Source organism: Micromonospora citrea (assembly GCF_900090315.1).
In the GTDB taxonomy this organism is placed as follows: Bacteria; Actinomycetota; Actinomycetes; order Mycobacteriales; family Micromonosporaceae; genus Micromonospora; species Micromonospora citrea.
Genome location: NZ_FMHZ01000002.1, coordinates 4775683 through 4792427, shown reverse-complemented (window position 1 = coordinate 4792427; position 16745 = coordinate 4775683). Strand labels below are relative to the sequence as shown.

Sequence of the window (16745 nt, the reverse complement as noted above, 5' to 3'; positions counted from 1 at the left end):
CGCTCCGCCGCCGCCGGTCACCCGGCGGCGGCGGAGCCAGCGCGCGAAGCGGGGGTACCACCGTGACGAAGATCGATGATGTCGCACGCCTGGCCGGGGTCTCCACGGCCACCGTCTCCCGGGCGCTGCGCGGGCTCCCGACGGTCTCGGCCGCGACCCGGCGGCGCGTGCTCGCGGCGGCCGAGCAACTGGAGTACGCCGTCTCGCCGAGCGCCTCACGGCTGGCCGGCGGGCGGACCGGCGCCATCGCGGTCGTGGTCCCAAGGATCACCCGGTGGTTCTTCGGCACCGTCGTGGAGTCCGTCGAGGAGTTCGTCCACCAGTCGGGCTACGACCTGCTCCTGCACAACCTCGGCGGGCGGGAGCAGACCCGCCAGCGGGTGCTGCGCGCCGCCAACCTGCACAAGCGGGTCGACGCGATCATGCTGGTCGCCACGCCGCTGCGGTCCGCCGACCTGACCGCCCTGGCGAAGCTGAAGCTGCCCGGGGTGACCGTCAGCTCCGGCAGCGTGGTCCCCGGCTGGCCCTGCGTACGCATCGACGACGTGGACGCCGCGCGGACCGCCACCCGGCACCTGCTCGGCCTGGGCCACCGCCGCATCGCGCACATCTCCGGCGACCCCGACGACGAGCTGGCCTTCACCACCCACCTCGACCGGCGGCGGGGCTGGCGGGACGCCCTGCGCGAGGCCGGCCTCGACCCGGACCCGGCGCTGGACGTGGAGTCGCAGTTCACCATCGACGGCGGCACCCGGGCCACCGCGGAGCTGCTGCGCCGCGGCGACCCCCCGACGGCCATCTTCGCGGCCTGCGACGAGATGGCGATGGGGGCGATGACCGCGCTGCGCGACGCCGGCCTGCGGGTGCCGCAGGACGTCAGCGTCATCGGCGTGGACGACCACGATCTGGCCCGCGTCGTCGGGCTGAGCACCATCGCCCAGCCCGCCGCGGAGCAGGGCCTGCTCGCCGCGCGGATGCTGCTCGATCCGCTCGTCGGCGGCGGGCCCGGCCCGACCGGTGGCCCCGGCGACGACCGGCTCCCGGCCGGCACCGCCCCCGCCGGCGACACGCCCGGGACGCCCGTGATCCTGCCCACTCGCCTGATCGTGCGTGAATCGACCGCGCCGCCCCGGGCACACTGACGGGGACCGCCGACCTTTCCGGCACCCGCACCCGACCGTACGGCTAGACACCTGGGAGAAGGCCCTGAACAGCAACGCGAACCACCAGGACGGACCCAGCGACCCGGCCACCGGCTGGTGGACCCGGGCCGTCATCTACCAGATCTACCCGCGCTCCTTCGCCGACTCGAACGGCGACGGGATCGGCGACCTGCCCGGCATCACCGCCCGCCTCGACCACCTCGTCGAGCTGGGCGTCGACGCCGTCTGGCTGTCGCCCTTCTACCCGTCACCGCAGGCCGACGCCGGGTACGACGTGGCCGACTACCGCGACGTCGACCCGCTCTTCGGCAGCCTCGCCGACGCCGACCGGCTGATCGCCGAGGCCCACGCGCGCGGGCTGCGGGTGATCGTCGACCTGGTGCCCAACCACACGTCGTCGGCGCACGAGTGGTTCACCGCGGCGCTCGCCGCCGCCCCGGGCAGCCCGGAGCGCGACCGCTACGTCTTCCGTGACGGTCGGGGGCCGGACGGCGCGCAGCCGCCGAACGACTGGCAGAGCGTCTTCGGCGGGCCGGCCTGGACCCGGGTCACCGGGCCCGACGGCCGCCCCGGCCAGTGGTACCTGCACCTGTTCGACACCGGCCAGCCCGACCTCAACTGGGACAACCCCGAGGTGCGGGCGGAGTTCCTGGACGTGCTGCGGTTCTGGCTGGACCGCGGCGTCGACGGCTTCCGGGTCGACGTGGCGCACGGCCTGATCAAGCAGGCCGACCTGGCCGACTGGCAGGAGCCGCAGGAGATCCTCTCCGGTCAGGAGGTCGACAAGCCGCGCCCGCCGATGTGGGACCAGGACGGCGTGCACGAAATCTACCGGGACTGGCGGCGGGTGCTGGACGGCTACCCGGGCGAGCGGATCCTGGTCGCCGAGGCGTGGGTCGAGCCGGCCGAGCGGCTGGCCCGGTACGTGCGCCCCGACGAGATGCACCAGGCGTTCAACTTCGAGTACCTGCTCGCCGCGTGGACCGCGCCGGCCCAGTACGCGGTGATCACCCGCTCGCTGGAGGCCACCGACGCCGTCGACGCGCCGACCACCTGGGTGCTGTCCAACCACGACGTGGTGCGGCACGCCTCCCGGCTGGGGCTGCCCGTGGGCGGCAGGCGGCCCAACGGCATCGGCATCGGCGACCCGCAGCCGGACGCGGCGCTCGGCCTGCGCCGGGCCCGGGCGGCCACCCTGCTGATGCTCGCCCTGCCCGGCTCGGCCTACCTCTACCAGGGCGAGGAGCTGGGCCTGCCGGAGCACACCACGATGCCCGACGAGGCCCGGCAGGACCCGACCTGGGCGCGCAGCGGCCACACCGAGCGGGGCCGCGACGGCTGCCGCGTGCCGATCCCGTGGGAGGCCGACGCCCCGTCGTACGGCTTCGGGCCGACCGACGCGAGTTGGCTGCCGCAGCCGCCGGTCTGGGCGGAGCACGCCCTGGACCGACAGCGGGACGTGCCCGGCTCGACGTACGAGCTGTACCGGACGGCGCTGCGGCTGCGCCGTGCGTACCGGCTCGCCGAGGGCCCGCTGGAGTGGCTCGCCACCGGCGACGAGGTGCTCTCGTTCCGCAACGGCGCGCTGACGGTGCTGACCAACTTCGGCGACGCGGCCGTGCCGCTGCCGGCCGGCGGCGAGCTGGTGCACGCCAGCGCCCCGCTGGACGAGGACGGCGCGGTGCCCACCGACGTGACGGTCTGGGTGCGGACGGCCTGACGCCGTAGCGGTGCAGGGCGCCCCGTCGACGCGGGTCGACGGGGCGCCCTCACAGGCGCTCGGCGCGGTCGTGCAGGAGGTCGTGGACGGCGGCGATGTCCTTCGGCGAGGTCCGCGACGCCAGCCAGTACATGATCCCGGTGGGGACGAAGAAGAGCTGGAAGGCGGCCAGCCCGACCGCGTAGTTCAGCGGCGGCGGGAAGGCCGCCCGCAGCGCGTGGAAGGCCACCCCGACCAGCCCGTTGCCGGCCGCCCGGCCGACGCCGTTGACCAGGTTGCCGAGGCTGTAGACGGTGCCCCGGTGCTCGGGCGGGTTGACGTCGGCGATCAGGGCGAACCAGTTCGGCGAGTTCGCCGAGGTCAGCGCCAGCGCCACCACGGCGGTCAGCAGGCTCAGCCCGACCGTCGGCTCGGTGACCACGCTGGCCAGCACCGCGCGGACCACCGTCCCCGCGCCGGCGCCGTCGGGCACGTCGATGCGTACGGGCACGAAGAAGAGCACCAGGTAGAACGGCAGGGCGGCGAGGATGCCGACCGCCGCGACCATCGCCCGGCCCCGGGGCGTACGCCGTTGCAGCGCGTCGCCGACCAGCCCGCCGACGATGGAGAGCACCCCGCCGAGCTGGAACAGGGTGGCGAAGACGCTGCCCACGACCACGGCGGTGGCGGCGGAGTAGCCCTGGTCCTCGGCCCGCTCGGCGAAGAGCACGGGCAGCCAGACCAGCGACCCGAAGGCCGCCTGGGCGGTGAGGCCCTGCAGGATCAGCCACCGGTTGGTGCGCCTGCCGAGGATCCTCGGCAGGTCCGCCCGGCTGATCCGGTAGTCGTACTCGGCGCCGGTGGCGAGCGCGTCGGCCAGCTCCGGTTCGCTCTGGCCGCGCCGGATGTCGTAGGTGAACAGGTAGGCGGCCGTCGCCACGAGGCCGACCACGGTCAGCGCCAGGAACGGCCGCCGCCAGTCGGCCGCCCCGAGCAGCCCGCCGACCAGCGTGCCGGCCAGCGTGCCGACCCCCTGGGACAGCCCCCAGAAGCTCATCACCAGGCCCCGGCGCCGGGGCGAGATCAGGTCGGTGACGACCGAGAACCCGACCGACCCGACCGCGCCCAGCCCGACCGCCGCCACGAGCTGCGCGGCCAGGAAGGCGGGGTAGTTCGCCGCGACCGCGCTGCCGCCCGTGCCCAGCGCCCAGATCAGGGTGCCGACCATCAGCAGCGGCTTGCGGTTGGCGCGGTCGCCGACGTACGCCCAGCCCACCGCGGCCACCGCGCTGGCCAGGAAGCTCACGGCGGTGACCAGGCCGAGCAGCCGCTGCGGCACGTCGAAGGCGTCGGAGATGGGCCCGTACAGCGGTGGGACCAGGCCGATCGCCACGTTGTCCAGCGAGGCGAGCAGCACGAAGACCACGACGCTGTAGAACCGGTGCCCGGCCGACCCGCCCCAGGCCCGCGCCGGCCCGCTCCTGATCAACGCCATGTGCGGCAGCCAACCAGGGTCAGGTCACGAGCGGGTGACGGCGCGCGGGGCGCGTCGGGCGGTTCAGAGATAGCCGCCGATCGTGGGCGGGGCGGCCGGCGTGGCCGGCGTGCCCGCCCGCAGCGCGTACAGCTCGGCGAGCGTGGCGCCCTGCGGCGGCACCCCCGCCGACGTGCCGAGCCAACCGGTCGCCTCCGCGTACGACAGCGGGCCGACCTCGATCCGGGCCAGGCAGCGCCCCGGGCGGACCACCGCCGGGTGCAGCCGGGACAGGTCCTCGTTCGTGGTGATCGCGACGAGCACCTCTCGTCCCTGCCCGAGCAGCCCGTCGGTGAGGTTGAGCAGCCGGGACAGCGCCTGGCCGGCGGCCTGCTTCGCCTCGCCCCGGATCAGCTCGTCGCAGTCCTCCAGGATGAGCAGCCGCCACCGGCGACCCGTGCCGTGCTCGCCGTCCTCGTCACCGACCGCCACTTCGGACAGGTACGCCGGGTCCGCGAAGAGCACGTCCGGGTCGAGCACGGCGTCGACCTGGCACCAGTCGCGCCAGGAGCGGGCGAGAGCGCGCAGCGCCGTGGTCTTCCCCGTGCCCGGCGCCCCGTGCAGCAGCACCAGCCGGCCGGCGAGGTGCTCCGGGGCGGTCGCCATCAGCCCGTCGAGGGCGGTACGCGCCGCGGCGGCGTAGTTGGCCCGGATCTGCGCCCACTCCGGCGCGGCGATGGCCCGCACGTCCCGCTGGCTGCCCCGGCGCGGATTCTGGTGCCAGAAGCCGATCCGGCCGGCGCCCGGGTCCTCCGGTTCGGCGGCGCCGTCGACGATCCGGTCGATCGCCGCCTGACCGATCTCCTCGGTCACCGCCGTGACCGTCACCTCGGCGCCCCGCCCCTTCCAGGTCACCACCCGGGCCGTCCAGCCGTCACCGGCCAGCAGGCGGGACCGTTGCCGGTTCTCCACAGCCGTACGCAGCAGCCGCCCGTCGGGGGCGGTCAGCGGCGCGTCGGGGCGCACCCGGGAGAGCCGGACCGTGTGCGACCAGGGATGCCGTCCGGTGACGAAGTCCGCCAGGACCAGCGCGTCGATGACGTCGCAGGGGGTGTCCGCGTCGTCGTACTGGAGCATCGAGGGGATGCCGGCGCCGGGCGCCTCGTCCGCGTCGGGGGTGGTTCGCATCCGTCGATGATCGCGAGCCGGGGGCCGCCCGTACAGTCGTTTACCCGTCGTCGGCGGGGGCGCGGTCGAGCCGGTCGAGGAAGTGCTCCCGGGCGGCGGCGTACCGCTCGCGGACGGCGGGGACGGGCGCGGCGGCGTACTCCTCGGTGCCCCGGACCGACCACGTGGGGGGCGCCGCGCCGCCCAGCGCGACCCAGGCGGCCTGGCGGGCTGCGCCGTCGGCGACGTACTCCCCCGGCGGCGGAACGACCACCGGCATCCCCAGCACCTCGGGCGCGATCCGGCGCACGGCCGCCGAACGGGCTCCCCCGCCGACCAGGATCACCCGGCGCGCGGTGGCGCCCTGGGCGGTGAGCGCGTCGAGCCCGTCGGCGAGGGCGCAGAGCAGCCCCTCGACGGCGGCCCGGGCCAGGTGCGCCGGGGTCGAGGTGCGCAGGGTGAGCCCGTGCACGGCGCCCGTCGCGAGGGGGCGGTCGGGGGTCCGCTCGCCTTCCAGGTAGGGCACCACGACCAGCCCGTCCGCGCCGGTCGGGGCGGAGAGTGCCAGCTCCGCCAGCTCGTCGAGGCCGACCCGGAGCATCGCCGCGGCGGCGTCGAGCACCCGCGCGGCGTTGAGCGTGCAGACCAGCGGCAGGAAACGGCCGGTGGCGTCGGCGAAGCCGGCGACGGCGCCGGTGGGGTCGGCGGCGGGGGCGTCGGCGACGCTGAACACGGTGCCGGAGGTGCCGATCGAGACGATCACGTCGCCCGCACGCGCGCCGACGCCGAGCGCGGCGGCGGCGTTGTCGCCGGTGCCGGGGCCGAGCAGGGCCCCGTCCGGCAGCCGGCCGCCGGGGGCGCGGAAGGCGTCGGGGCGCACCGCGCCGGCCGGGTCCGCCGGGCCGAGCACGGCCGGCACGTGCGGCACCCGACCGAGGGCCCGCTCCAGCAGGTCGAGCCGGTAGTCGCCGGTGGCCGGCGACCAGTAGCCGGTGCCGCTGGCGTCGCCCCGGTCGCTGCGCAGCGCGGCCAGGCCCGGCGCGCCGGCCAGCCGCCAGGTCAGCCAGTCGTGCGGCAGGCAGACCGCCGCCACCCGGGCGGCGTGTTCCGGCTCGTGCCGGGCCAGCCAGCGCAGCTTGGTGACGGTGAAGCTGGCCACCGGCACGCTGCCCACCGCGTCCGCCCAGAACCGGCGGCCGGCCGCCCCGCCGCCGGCCTCCTCGACCAGCTCGGCGGCGGCCCCGGCGGAGCGGGTGTCGTTCCACAGCAGCGCGGGCCGGACGACGGCGCCGCTCTCGTCGAGGCAGACCATGCCGTGCTGCTGGCCGGCGACGGAGACCGCCGCGACGTCGGCCAGCCCGCCGGCGGCGTCGACCGCCCCGGCCAGCGCGGACCACCACGCCGACGGGTCGACCTCGGTGCCGTCGGGGTGCGGCGCCCGGCCCTGCCGGAGCAGGGCGCCGGTCTCCGCGTCCCGCACGACGACCTTGCACGACTGGGTGGAGGAGTCGACCCCCGCGACGAGCGGCACGGCCGGCCGCCTCAGCGGGCGCCGAGCAGGTGCTCGACGGCGAGCTGGTTGAGCCGGACGAAGCCGAAGCCCTTCGCGGCGGCCCCGTCGACGTCGAACTCCTCGAACGCGGACCGGTCGGCGAGCAGGTCGGCGTAGGTCTCGCCGGGGGCGAGCGTCGGGGTGCCCAGCTCGGCGACCTGCGCGGCGGCCAGCGCCTCGGCGACCTCCGGGTCGGCCCGGAAGGCCGCCGCCCGCTCCCTGAGCAGCAGATAGGTGCGCATGTTCGCCTCCGCCGACGCCCAGACGCCGGCCATGTCCTCGGTGCGCGAGGGCTTGTAGTCGAAGTGGCGGGTGCCGTCGTAGGCGGGCGCGCCGCCGGGGCCGCCGTGCTCCAGCAGGTCGACCAGGGCGAACGCGTTGAGCAGGTCGCCGTGGCCGAAGACCAGGTCCTGGTCGTACTTGACGCCGCGCTGGCCGTTGAGGTCGATGTGGAACAGCTTGCCCTGCCAGAGCGCCTGGGCGATGCCGTGGGCGAAGTTGAGCCCCGCCATCTGCTCGTGGCCCACCTCGGGGTTGAGCCCCACCAGGTCGGGATGGGCCAGGGTGGAGATGAAGGCCAGGGCGTGCCCGATCGTCGGCAGGAGGATGTCGCCGCGCGGCTCGTTCGGCTTGGGTTCGAGGGCGAAGCGCAGGTCGTAGCCGCGATCGACCACGTACTGGCAGAGCAGGTCGACGGCCTCCCGGTAGCGGTCCAGCGCGGCACGGACGTCCTTGGCGACGTCGTACTCGGCGCCCTCCCGGCCGCCCCACATGACGAAGGTGCGGGCGCCCAGTTCTGCGGCGAGGTCGACGTTGCGCAGCACCTTGCGCAGCGCGTAGCGCCGGACGCCCCGGTCGTTGCTGGTGAAGCCGCCGTCCTTGAAGACGGGGTGGTTGAAGAGGTTGGTGGTCACCATGGGCACGACCAGGCCGGTCTCGTCGAGGGCCTTGCGGAACCGGGCCACGTGCCGGTCGCGGGTGGCGGCGTCCGCGCCGAAGGGCACCAGGTCGTCGTCGTGCAGCGTGATCCCGTACGCCCCGAGGCCGGCGAGCCGGTGCGCCGTCTCGACCGGGTCCAGCGCGGGCCGGGTGGCGTCGCCGAACGGGTCGCGGCCCGGCCAGCCCACCGTCCAGAGGCCGAAGGAGAACTTGTCGGCGGGGGTGGGACGGGGCGCCATGGCGGTTCCTCCGGGGGTGTCGTCCGCTATTTGTTCAGTGGTTGAATTATTTGACGGGCCTGTGGCAGTGTCAAGGGGTGACCCGTCCCGACGCCCCGCCCGGTGCGGTCCGGCAGGGCAGCCTGCGCGAGTGGAACCTCGCCGTGGTGCTCGGCCGGATCGCCGCCGCCGACCGCCCGCCCTCCCGGGCCGAGCTGGCCGCCGGGACCGGCCTGACCCGGGCCACCGTCTCGGCCGTGGTGGAGGACCTGCTGGCCGGCCGGCTGGTCCGCGAGGCGGAGCCCACGCCACGCACCGGCGCCGGCAGGCCGTCCCGGGGCCTGGTGCTCGCCGCCGACGGCCCGGCCGGGCTCGGGCTGGAGGTCAACGTCGACTACCTGGCCGCCTGCGTGGTCGACCTCACCGGCCGGGTCCGCCACCACACCGTGCACCGCGCCGACCTGCGGCCGGTCTCCCCCGCCGAGGCGCTCGCCCGGCTCGCGGGCCTCGCCGCACGCGCCCGCGCCGACGCCGCCCGCCAGGGGCTCACCCTGGTCGGCGCGGCCCTCGCGGTGCCCGGGCTGGTCGACGACGCCGGGCTGGTCCGCCTCGCGCCGAACCTCGGCTGGCGCGACGTGCCCGTCCCCGCGCTCCTCGCCGGGCAGCCACCGCTGACCGCGCGCGTCGACGGCGTCCCACCGCTGGTCGTCGACAACGAGGCCAACCTCGCCGCGCTGGGCGAGCTGCACGCCGGGCCGGGCGTTCCCGCCAGCTTCCTGCACATCTCCGGCGAGGTCGGCATCGGCGCCGGCATCGTCCTGGACGGGTCCCTGTTCCGCGGCGCCCGCGGCTGGAGCGGCGAGATCGGCCACGTCCCGGTCCGCCCCGAGGGGCGGCCGTGCCGGTGCGGCGGGCAGGGCTGCCTGGAGACGTACGCCGGGCAGGAGGCGATCCTCGCGGCGGCCGGCCTGGCCGGCGCGGACCTCCCGGCGGACACCGCGACGACCCGCCTCGCCGAGCTGGCCGCGGCCGACGACCCGGCCGCGTCGCGCGCCCTGGCCGACGCCGGGACCGCGCTCGGCATCGCGGTCGCGGGCGTGGTGAACCTGCTGGACCTCGACACCGTGGTGCTCGGCGGCGGCTACGCCCCGCTGACGCCCTGGCTCCGCCCGCCGGTGCTCGCCGAGGTCTCGCGTCGGGTGCTCACCGCGGCCTGGTCGCCGGTCACCGTGCGTCCCGCGGCGCTCGGCGGCGCCGCCGCGGCCGTCGGCGGCGCCGGTTCCGTGGTAGGCCGGATCCTCGCCCGGCCGGCCGGCTGGCTGGGCCGTCGGCCCTGATCCCGGCTTCTCCGATGGGCGGGCGGCGACCGCCTCGGTACGCTTGCCCCGAGGCAACGACCCCCCACGCGAGGAGTGCACGACCAGCATGCGCACAGGTCGACGGACCGGGGCGCCCGGCGAGCGACGGTGACCACCACCCCTCGCGACGGCGCCCCCGAGGGCCCCGCCCACTCCCCCGCCCGGCACTCCGCCGGCAACCTCCTGCCGACCGACCCCCGGCTCGCCCGCGAGCTGCTCGACGGGCTCACCGAGGCGGTCGTGACGACCGACGGGGCGGGACGGGTGGCGCTGGTCAACGCGGTCGCGGCCCGGCTCCTCCCCGAGGTCGTGGCCGGCGCGGAGCTGTCGACGTGCGCCGTGGCGGCGTTCGCCCACGCGGCCCGGGGCGGCGCGGACTCCTTCGAGGCCGAGCACCGGGGCCGCCGGCTGCGCGGCGTCCGGCAGGACCTGGGCGCCGGGCGGCACGCCTGGTACGTGCGGGACGTCACCGAGGAGCACGCGCGCGCCGAGGCACTGCGCACCGAGCGCTCCCGGACGGCGTTCCTCGCCCAGGCGGGCAGCCGCCTCGGGCTGTCCCTGCACCGCGACCAGACGGTACGGGCGGCGGCGACGCTCCCCGTCCCCTACCTCGCCGACCTGGCCGTGGTGGTCCACCTGCCGCCCTCGCCCGCCGAGAACCTGCCGCACTGGGTCCGGTACGCCGAGGGCGACCCCGCGCCGTCGACCGGGCTCGCCCCGTGGTCGCTGACCGGCGCGCTGCCCGGCCTCGCCGAGGCGCTCCGCGGTCACGCCACCGAGCCGGGCCCCTGGCCCACCCCGGAGCCCGGCGAGCTGGCCGCCGTGCTGCCGCCCGACTTCGGCCGCCCCGCCGCGGTGCTGGTCAGCCCGATGCGCGCACCCGGCCGACCCGCCGGCGCCCTGGTCCTGGCCCGCCGCGCCGGGCGCCCCGACTTCGACCGGCGCGACGTCGAGCTGGCCCGGGAGTTCGCCAACCGGGCCGGGGCCGCCCTCGGCGCGGCCGAGCTCTACGGCGAGCAGGTCCACCTCGCCCGGGTGTTGCAGAACAGCCTGCTCCCGCCCGAGCTGCCGGCCGTGCCCGGCGCCACCCTCGCCGGCGGATACCGGGCGGCCGGCGACCGGCTGCGCATCGGCGGCGACTTCTACGACGTGTTCCGGATCAGCGGCGGAGCGCTGTTCGCCCTCGGCGACGTGTGCGGCAAGGGCGTCGGGGCGGCCGTCCTGACCGGGCGGGTCCGGCAGTCCCTGCAGACCCTGCGGCTGGTCGAGCAGCGGCCGCTGGAGTTGATGGAGCTGCTCAACCGCGCGCTGCTCGACGCGCCGGAGGCGGCCCGGCGCAGCCAGTTCACCACCCTGCTGCTCGGCACGCTCTGCGGCGCCGCCCGCGGCGGGCTGACGGTCCGGATCGCCGGCGGCGGCCACCCGTCCCCGCTGGTCGTACGCGCCGACGGCACGGTCGCCCCGGTCGCGGTCGGCGGGATGCCGGTGGGCGCGCTGGCCGCCGCCCGGTTCGCCCGGGCCGAGGTCCGGCTCGCCCCCGGCGAGCTGCTGCTCGCGTACACCAACGGGGTGACCGAGGCGCGCGGCGGCCGCCGCGACGGCGAGATGTTCGGCGAGGAGCGGCTGCGCGCCGCGCTGGCCTCGGCGGCCGGGCTGCCCCCCACGGCGCTGGTCGACCGCCTCCTGCACCTCGTCGACGAGTGGTTGGACGGGCAGAGCCAGGACGATGTCGCGATGCTCGCGGTCGCCGCGGCACCCACCGCCTGACGGCGGACGGCGGACGGCGGACGGCGGACGGCGGACGGCGGACGGCGGACGGCGGACGGCGGACGGGACCACGCCGACAGACCGGACCACGCCGGGAGGGCGGGCCACGCCGGGAGGGCGGGCCACCTCGGAGGGGCAGGTCGCGGCGGCGGGCGCGGGCCGACCGGCGGGTCAGGCCGTCCTGGCCACCCGGGGCTCGTCCGCCTGCCACTCCTGCCGGGGTGGCCCGACCGGGTGCTCCGCCCGCCCGCCGGACCAGGGGCCGGCCGGCTCGACGGACTCGACGGACGCGTTCCGGCGGCGCGCCGCCTCGTCGAACTCCCGCATCCCCCGCAGCAGGGCCTGCCGCCCCTCGGCGGTCATGTCGGCGAGGATCGCCGAGAGCTGCTGGCGCCGGTCGTCACGCAGCTCGGCGAGGAGCCGGTGTGCCTCCGGGGTGAGGTGCAGCGAGATCTCCCGCCGGTCGAGCCGGCCCGGCTCGCGTTCCAACATGCCCGCGGCGACCAGCCGGTCGCAGAGCCGGCTGGCGGAGGAGAGCAGCATGTCGAGGCCGGTGGCCAGGCGGCGCAGGTTGATCCCGTCGTGCTGCTCGACGAGCATGACCGCGCGAAGCTGGGCGCCGGAGACGCGGCTGGTCGTCCGCTCCCGCGCCGCCTCCCACACGGTCAGCAGGGCACCGGCCGCCTCGTCGAGCTCGACCGCCATACTCGTATCTGGCCCCGGGGGACCGTGCACTTCCGCCATGGTGCGCCCGAGACTACTCCGAAACCACTGCTGCGGGCTCGCGACCAAGGAGCGACGATGAGCGAACCGGTCAATCGGGCACGGCGCGCCCTCACCGAGGCGCCCGCCGATCTCCTGCTGGACCGGATCGCCGACGTCCTGGCCGAGACCCACCGCGTCGAGCGGGTGGAACTGCTCCAGGTCGACTACCGGCTGTCGGCCCTGCTGCCCCTCGCCGACGGGGAGCCGGTGACCGGCCCGGGGCACCCCGCCTGGCGCTGCTTCGACCACCAGACCCCGATCGTGTCCGACGGCGCCGGCTACCTCCCGGTCTCCATGCGCGGGGAACGCCGGGGGGTGCTGCGGGTGACCCCGGTCCCGGACGATCCGACGGCCCTGGGCGAGCTGACGGAGATCGCCACCGCACTGGCACACGAGATCGCCGCGGTCACCGCCGGCACGGACGTGTACCGGACGGCCCGGCGCAGTCGGCGGCTCACCCTCGCCGCCGAGATGCAGTGGGAGATGCTGCCCGGGCGCAGCCGCATCCGGCCGTCGTTCAGCCTCGCCGGGCAGCTCGAACCGGCGTACGCGGTGCGCGGCGACAGCTTCGACTGGTCCGACGACGGGCAGCGGCTGTGGCTGTGCACCATCAACGGCACGGGCGAGGGGGTGGCCGCCTCGATGCTCACCTCGCTCGGCACGTACGCGCTGCGCAACGCCCGCCGCGGCGGCCTCAGGCTCGCCGACCAGGCGGCCCTCGCCGACCAGGCGATCTTCGACCTGCACCGCGGCGACCGGCACCTCGCCGCGCTGCTGATGGAACTCGACCTGCGCTCCGGCACGCTGACCGCGGTCGACGCCGGGTCGCCCCGCCTGGTGCTGCTGCGCGACGGTGAGGTGCGGGAGCTGCCGCTGGAGGCGCAGTTCCCGCTCGGCATGTTCGAGGCCACCGACTACCGCGAGCAGCGCTTCGAGCTGTGCCGGGGCGACCGGCTCTTCGTGGTCAGTGACGGCGTCGTCGACGCCACCGGGAAGGACGTCCGGTACGGCGAGACGGCGCTGGACCGGTTCCTGCGCCGGACCGGGCCGATGGAGCCGCTGGACGCGGTGCGCTCGCTGATCGGCGACCTGCGCGCGTTCGTCGCCGGCGACCTGGTCGACGACGCGGTGGTGGTGTGCCTGGACTGGACCGGCCCGCAGGACCGACCCGGCATCAGTACGCCCCGCGGCTGTTGACCACGGCGCCGAAGGTCTTCCAGAGGATCGTCAGGTCGGCCGCGAGCGACCAGTTCTCCACGTAGTAGAGGTCGAGCCGGATGCCGTCCTCCCAACTCAGGTCGGACCGGCCGCTGACCTGCCAGAGCCCCGTCATGCCGGGCTTGACCAGCAGCCGGCGGGCCACGTCCCCGTCGTAGCGGGCCACCTCGGAGGGCAGCGGCGGGCGGGGGCCGACCAGGCTCATCTGCCCGAGCAGGACGTTGACCAGTTGCGGCAGCTCGTCCAGCGACCACCTGCGCAGCAGCCGCCCGACCCGGGTCACCCGGGGGTCGTCGCGCATCTTGAACATCAGGCCGTCGGTCTCGTTGCGGGAGGCCAGCTCCGCCAGCAGGGCGTCGGCGTTGACCACCATGGTGCGGAACTTGTAGACGCCGAACTCCCGGCCGCCCTGCCCGACCCGGGTCTGGCGGAACAGCACCGGCCCCCGGCTGTCGAGCTTGATGGCCAGCGCGATGACGGCCAGCAGGGGCAGCAGCAGCGTCAGGGCCAGCGAGGAGACCGACCGGTCGACCAAGCCCTTGACCAGCTTGCGGGCCCCGCGGAACTCCGGCGCCTCGACGTGGATCAGGGGCAGGCCGGCGACCGGCCGGGTGTGGATGCGTGGGCCGGCGACGTCGGTCAGCGCCGGCGCCACCACCAGGTCGACGCCGGTGCCCTCCAACTGCCAGCCGAGCCGGCGCAGTCGGGTGGCGGTCAGCTCGCCGGACGCCGTCACCGCCACGGTGTCCGCGCCGATGGCGGTGACCGCCTCGGGGATGCCCCGGAACGAACCGACCACGGGCACGTCGCCCAGCCGCTGCGCGACCGGGGCCAGCAGCGCGTCCGGGATGCAGGCGCCGACCACCTGGTAGCCCGCGTACGGCTCGCGTCGCAGGGTGTGCACCAGCTCCAGCACGTGCGCGGTGTCGCCGACCACCAGCACCTTCCGCGACCAGCCCGCGCCCCGGGAACGCGCCCGGTGCAGCCGCTTGCGGGCTGCGAACCGGGCCACTTCCAGGCCGACCGTGCCCACCGCGAACGAGATGGCCAGGAAGCCCCGGGAGACGCCCACCTCGGCGATGTAGCCGGCGATCGCGACGCCGCCGGCGAGGCGCAGGCTGGCGGCGTTGACCCGGCGGTACTCGTCCGCGCCGTAGCCGAGGACCCGGTCGTCGTAGCAGCGCAGCACCCGCAGCGAGACCAGCCAGGCGAGGACCAGCCCCGGCGCCACGACGACGTAGGGGATCTTCGAGCCGCCCGGGGTGTCGCCGCCGAAGCGGGCCACGTAACCGATGAGCACGGCGATGGTCAGGATCGTGGTGTCCAGCACCACCAGGTTACGGACGTAGGCGCGCTCGTCCGTGCGGGCCGTCGGGCCGGACCAGGTCTCGTCCGGTCGCGACGCCGCTCTGGCGGGGGTCAACAGCGTCGCCGAGGTCACCGGCCCTCCCCACTTCGCACGCCGACCGCCCCTGTCGGCCGGTCCGGATCGCGGGCCGGCCGCGGAGCACTACGACATCCTGCCCCGCCAACCGTGGTGGACGATTGCTTCCGACGTATTGCCGTCACTTTGCCGAACGGACCCGGTTGCGGAAAAGGGCCCGCCATACCGGATTCGACGGTACGACGGGCCCTTCGCGCCCTGCGTCACCACTCAGGCCGGGGCCTTGCGCAGCGCGATCGCCTTGAGGAAGATGTCGCCGATCTTGGTCGGGTCCTCGGTGACGAAGGCGCCGCCGCCGGTGACGTCGGTGATCGACTTCAGTTCGGCCTTGCTGACGTCGCCGCCGATGCCGATGATCACGACCTGCACCGGCCGCTCCGGGTCCTTGATCTTGTTGAGCTCGACCAGCAGCCGCTGCTGGGTGACGCCGTCGGAGTCCTCGTTCTTGCCGTCGGTGAACAGCACGATCGAGTTGACCCGTCCGGGCTCCCAGTTGTCCTGCACCTCCTGGTAGGCGGCCAGCACCGTGTCGTAGAGGCCGGTGCTGCCGCTGGAGGAGCGGATGGAGCCGAGCGCCTGCTCCAGCCTGCCGCGCTGCCTCGACAGCGGCCCGATCGGCACCAGCTCCTGGTGGTCGCGGGAGCCGACCAGCTCGGTGGAGAACGTCCAGAGGCCGATCGACCAGGAGTCGTCGAAGAGGTTCAGCCCGCGCCGGGCCGCCTCCACGGTGACCTGCTGCCGGGTGGCGTTGCCGGCGTTGGCCACCTTCTCCTTCATCGAGCCGGAGACGTCGATGACGGCGAGCATCCGGCCGGACTGGGTCGCGATCGACCAGCTGGAGATCGCGCGGTCCATGTTCTGCGGGTCGAGGCCGCCGGTCGCCGCCGTACCGCCGTTCGCCGGCGGCGCCGACGCGCCGCCCGCCGGGCTGGGCGCGCCCTGCGGCGCGTCGAAGCCCTTGCCCCAGTTGCCGTCCGGCGCCCGCAGCGACCGGGCCGCCAGCTTGTCGCGGAAGTCGTCGGTGGTGAGCGCGTCGTAGAGCACCCGCGCCGCCGACGCCTTGGCCGGCTCGATGCCGGGCAGCACCGCGTACGGGTAGTCCAGCGGCGCGGGCGCCGGCTCCAGGTAGAGCGCGGCCAGCGGCACCGGCGGCTTCTTGCTGTTGTACTGGATGACGTCCTCTTCGGAGAGCGCCGCCGCGCCGAGGCTGCTGGCGATCGTCGTCGGATCCGAGGCGGTGGGGAACCGGGCGAGCAGGTCCGGCCGCAGCGCCGAGCGGTCGGTGGCCAGCGCCCGCAGCGCGGCGACCTTGTCCTTCTCGGCGTCCGGGCCGCCGGGGGCGCCGGCGACGGCGGTCAGCGAGAGCAGGCCGGACAGGCCGGCCGCGTCCCGGGTCGGCTCGACGATCCCGGTGCGCAGCGGCTTGTCGCTCTGCACCTGCTGGAGGAGCTGGGCCCAGCTGAACTTCTTCTGCGGCCAGCCCAGCCGGGAGGCCACCGGCTCCGGCATCGCCACGACCACCGGGCTGCGGGCGATGGACGCCCCGTTGCCCGGGTCGAAGGCGGTGGCGCCGCCGGTCTTGAGCCGCAGCAGCCAGGTCGAGGAGTCGGGCACCCAGACGTCCGGGCTGACCGCCGTGCCACTGGCCTGCCCGACGCCGGCCAGGGTGACGCCGTGCTTGGCGGCGACCGTGGCGGCCACGTCGACCGGGTCGGTCGCCGAGACGTTCACCGCGATGCAGGTACCGCCGACGGCGGCCCCCTCCTTCACCCACTGCGCGGCGGCCTCGTCGACGGCCGGGGCCAGCTCGGCGGCGACGGCGACCGACAGCTCGATCCTGCCGGTGCAGTCGGGCTGCGCCAGCTGCTGGTAGCCGAACCAGCCGCCCGCCGTTACGGCGAGCACGCCGACGGCAGCAGCGGCGGTAGCTGCGTGAACGTTGGAGCGCATGCGATGGCGGCCTGCTGACACGCTGACCATA

At 75.8% G+C, this 16745-nt stretch carries 12 protein-coding genes; 5 read left to right on the top strand and 7 right to left on the bottom strand.

Annotated elements, in window-relative coordinates; translation table 11 throughout:
• Positions 1 to 62: 62 nt before the first annotated feature.
• Together GA0070606_RS21975 and GA0070606_RS21970 are read left to right on the top strand one after the other, a co-directional pair.
• Positions 63 to 1142, top strand: a complete 1080-nt coding sequence (locus tag GA0070606_RS21975) for a LacI family DNA-binding transcriptional regulator (RefSeq protein WP_091103665.1) — start codon at positions 63 to 65, stop codon at positions 1140 to 1142.
• Between the two features lie 64 nt (positions 1143 to 1206).
• Positions 1207 to 2883: a glycoside hydrolase family 13 protein gene (locus GA0070606_RS21970; protein ID WP_091108005.1), complete on the top strand. Its 1677-nt coding sequence runs from the start codon at positions 1207 to 1209 to the stop codon at positions 2881 to 2883.
• A 49-nt stretch (positions 2884 to 2932) separates the two neighbouring features.
• Here the strand turns inward: GA0070606_RS21970 and GA0070606_RS21965 are convergent, their stop codons facing one another.
• The 4 genes from GA0070606_RS21965 to xylA all read right to left on the bottom strand — a co-directional run bounded on the left by GA0070606_RS21965 (position 2933) and on the right by xylA (position 8233).
• Positions 2933 to 4357 (bottom strand): MFS transporter, encoded by a 1425-nt coding sequence (locus GA0070606_RS21965; protein WP_091103662.1) that lies wholly within the window; start codon positions 4355 to 4357, stop codon positions 2933 to 2935.
• Between the two features lie 63 nt (positions 4358 to 4420).
• The gene (locus GA0070606_RS21960; protein ID WP_176737388.1) at positions 4421 to 5524 is read right to left on the bottom strand and encodes a DUF5925 domain-containing protein; all 1104 of its coding nucleotides are present in this window, start codon (positions 5522 to 5524) and stop codon (positions 4421 to 4423) included.
• Positions 5525 to 5564: 40 nt separating this feature from the next.
• Positions 5565 to 7034: a xylulokinase gene (xylB, locus tag GA0070606_RS21955; RefSeq protein ID WP_091103659.1), complete on the bottom strand. Its 1470-nt coding sequence runs from the start codon at positions 7032 to 7034 to the stop codon at positions 5565 to 5567.
• A gap of 11 nt (positions 7035 to 7045) precedes the next feature.
• Positions 7046 to 8233: a xylose isomerase gene (xylA, locus tag GA0070606_RS21950; RefSeq protein WP_091103656.1), complete on the bottom strand. Its 1188-nt coding sequence runs from the start codon at positions 8231 to 8233 to the stop codon at positions 7046 to 7048.
• Positions 8234 to 8310: 77 nt separating this feature from the next.
• Here xylA and GA0070606_RS21945 point away from each other — a divergent pair, with 77 nt between their 5' ends.
• Both GA0070606_RS21945 and GA0070606_RS21940 read left to right on the top strand, forming a co-directional pair.
• A complete protein-coding gene (locus tag GA0070606_RS21945) occupies positions 8311 to 9549 on the top strand; it encodes an ROK family protein (RefSeq protein ID WP_245724765.1) in 1239 nt (412 codons plus the stop codon).
• Positions 9550 to 9678: 129 nt separating this feature from the next.
• Positions 9679 to 11337, top strand: coding sequence for a PP2C family protein-serine/threonine phosphatase (locus GA0070606_RS21940; protein ID WP_245724764.1), 1659 nt, complete (start codon positions 9679 to 9681; stop codon positions 11335 to 11337).
• Between the two features lie 171 nt (positions 11338 to 11508).
• On the opposite strand, the gene GA0070606_RS21935 is transcribed toward GA0070606_RS21940, so the two are convergent.
• Positions 11509 to 12042, bottom strand: a complete 534-nt coding sequence (locus GA0070606_RS21935) for a MarR family winged helix-turn-helix transcriptional regulator (RefSeq protein ID WP_091103650.1) — start codon at positions 12040 to 12042, stop codon at positions 11509 to 11511.
• A gap of 96 nt (positions 12043 to 12138) precedes the next feature.
• On the opposite strand from GA0070606_RS21935, the gene GA0070606_RS21930 reads away from it, so the two are divergent.
• Positions 12139 to 13299: a PP2C family protein-serine/threonine phosphatase gene (locus GA0070606_RS21930; protein ID WP_091103647.1), complete on the top strand. Its 1161-nt coding sequence runs from the start codon at positions 12139 to 12141 to the stop codon at positions 13297 to 13299.
• Here the strand turns inward: GA0070606_RS21930 and GA0070606_RS21925 are convergent.
• Both GA0070606_RS21925 and GA0070606_RS21920 read right to left on the bottom strand, forming a co-directional pair.
• Complete coding sequence (locus GA0070606_RS21925; RefSeq protein WP_091103644.1) at positions 13277 to 14761, bottom strand: sugar transferase; 1485 nt, start codon at positions 14759 to 14761, stop codon at positions 13277 to 13279. The two genes, GA0070606_RS21930 and GA0070606_RS21925, sit on opposite strands and share 23 nt — an antisense overlap.
• Before the next feature lie 213 nt (positions 14762 to 14974).
• Positions 14975 to 16735, bottom strand: coding sequence for a substrate-binding domain-containing protein (locus GA0070606_RS21920; RefSeq protein WP_091108000.1), 1761 nt, complete (start codon positions 16733 to 16735; stop codon positions 14975 to 14977).
• Positions 16736 to 16745 lie beyond the last annotated feature (10 nt).

Excerpts from the sequence above, each read along its gene's own strand:
- GA0070606_RS21965 (WP_091103662.1), bottom strand. The coding sequence starts at position 4,357 with ATGGCGTTGATCAGGAGCGGGCCGGCGCGGGCCTGGGGCGGGTCGGCC.
- GA0070606_RS21960 (WP_176737388.1), bottom strand. The coding sequence starts at position 5,524 with ATGCGAACCACCCCCGACGCGGACGAGGCGCCCGGCGCCGGCATCCCC.
- xylA (WP_091103656.1), bottom strand. The coding sequence starts at position 8,233 with ATGGCGCCCCGTCCCACCCCCGCCGACAAGTTCTCCTTCGGCCTCTGG.
- GA0070606_RS21935 (WP_091103650.1), bottom strand. The coding sequence starts at position 12,042 with ATGGCGGTCGAGCTCGACGAGGCGGCCGGTGCCCTGCTGACCGTGTGG.
- GA0070606_RS21930 (WP_091103647.1), top strand. The coding sequence starts at position 12,139 with ATGAGCGAACCGGTCAATCGGGCACGGCGCGCCCTCACCGAGGCGCCC.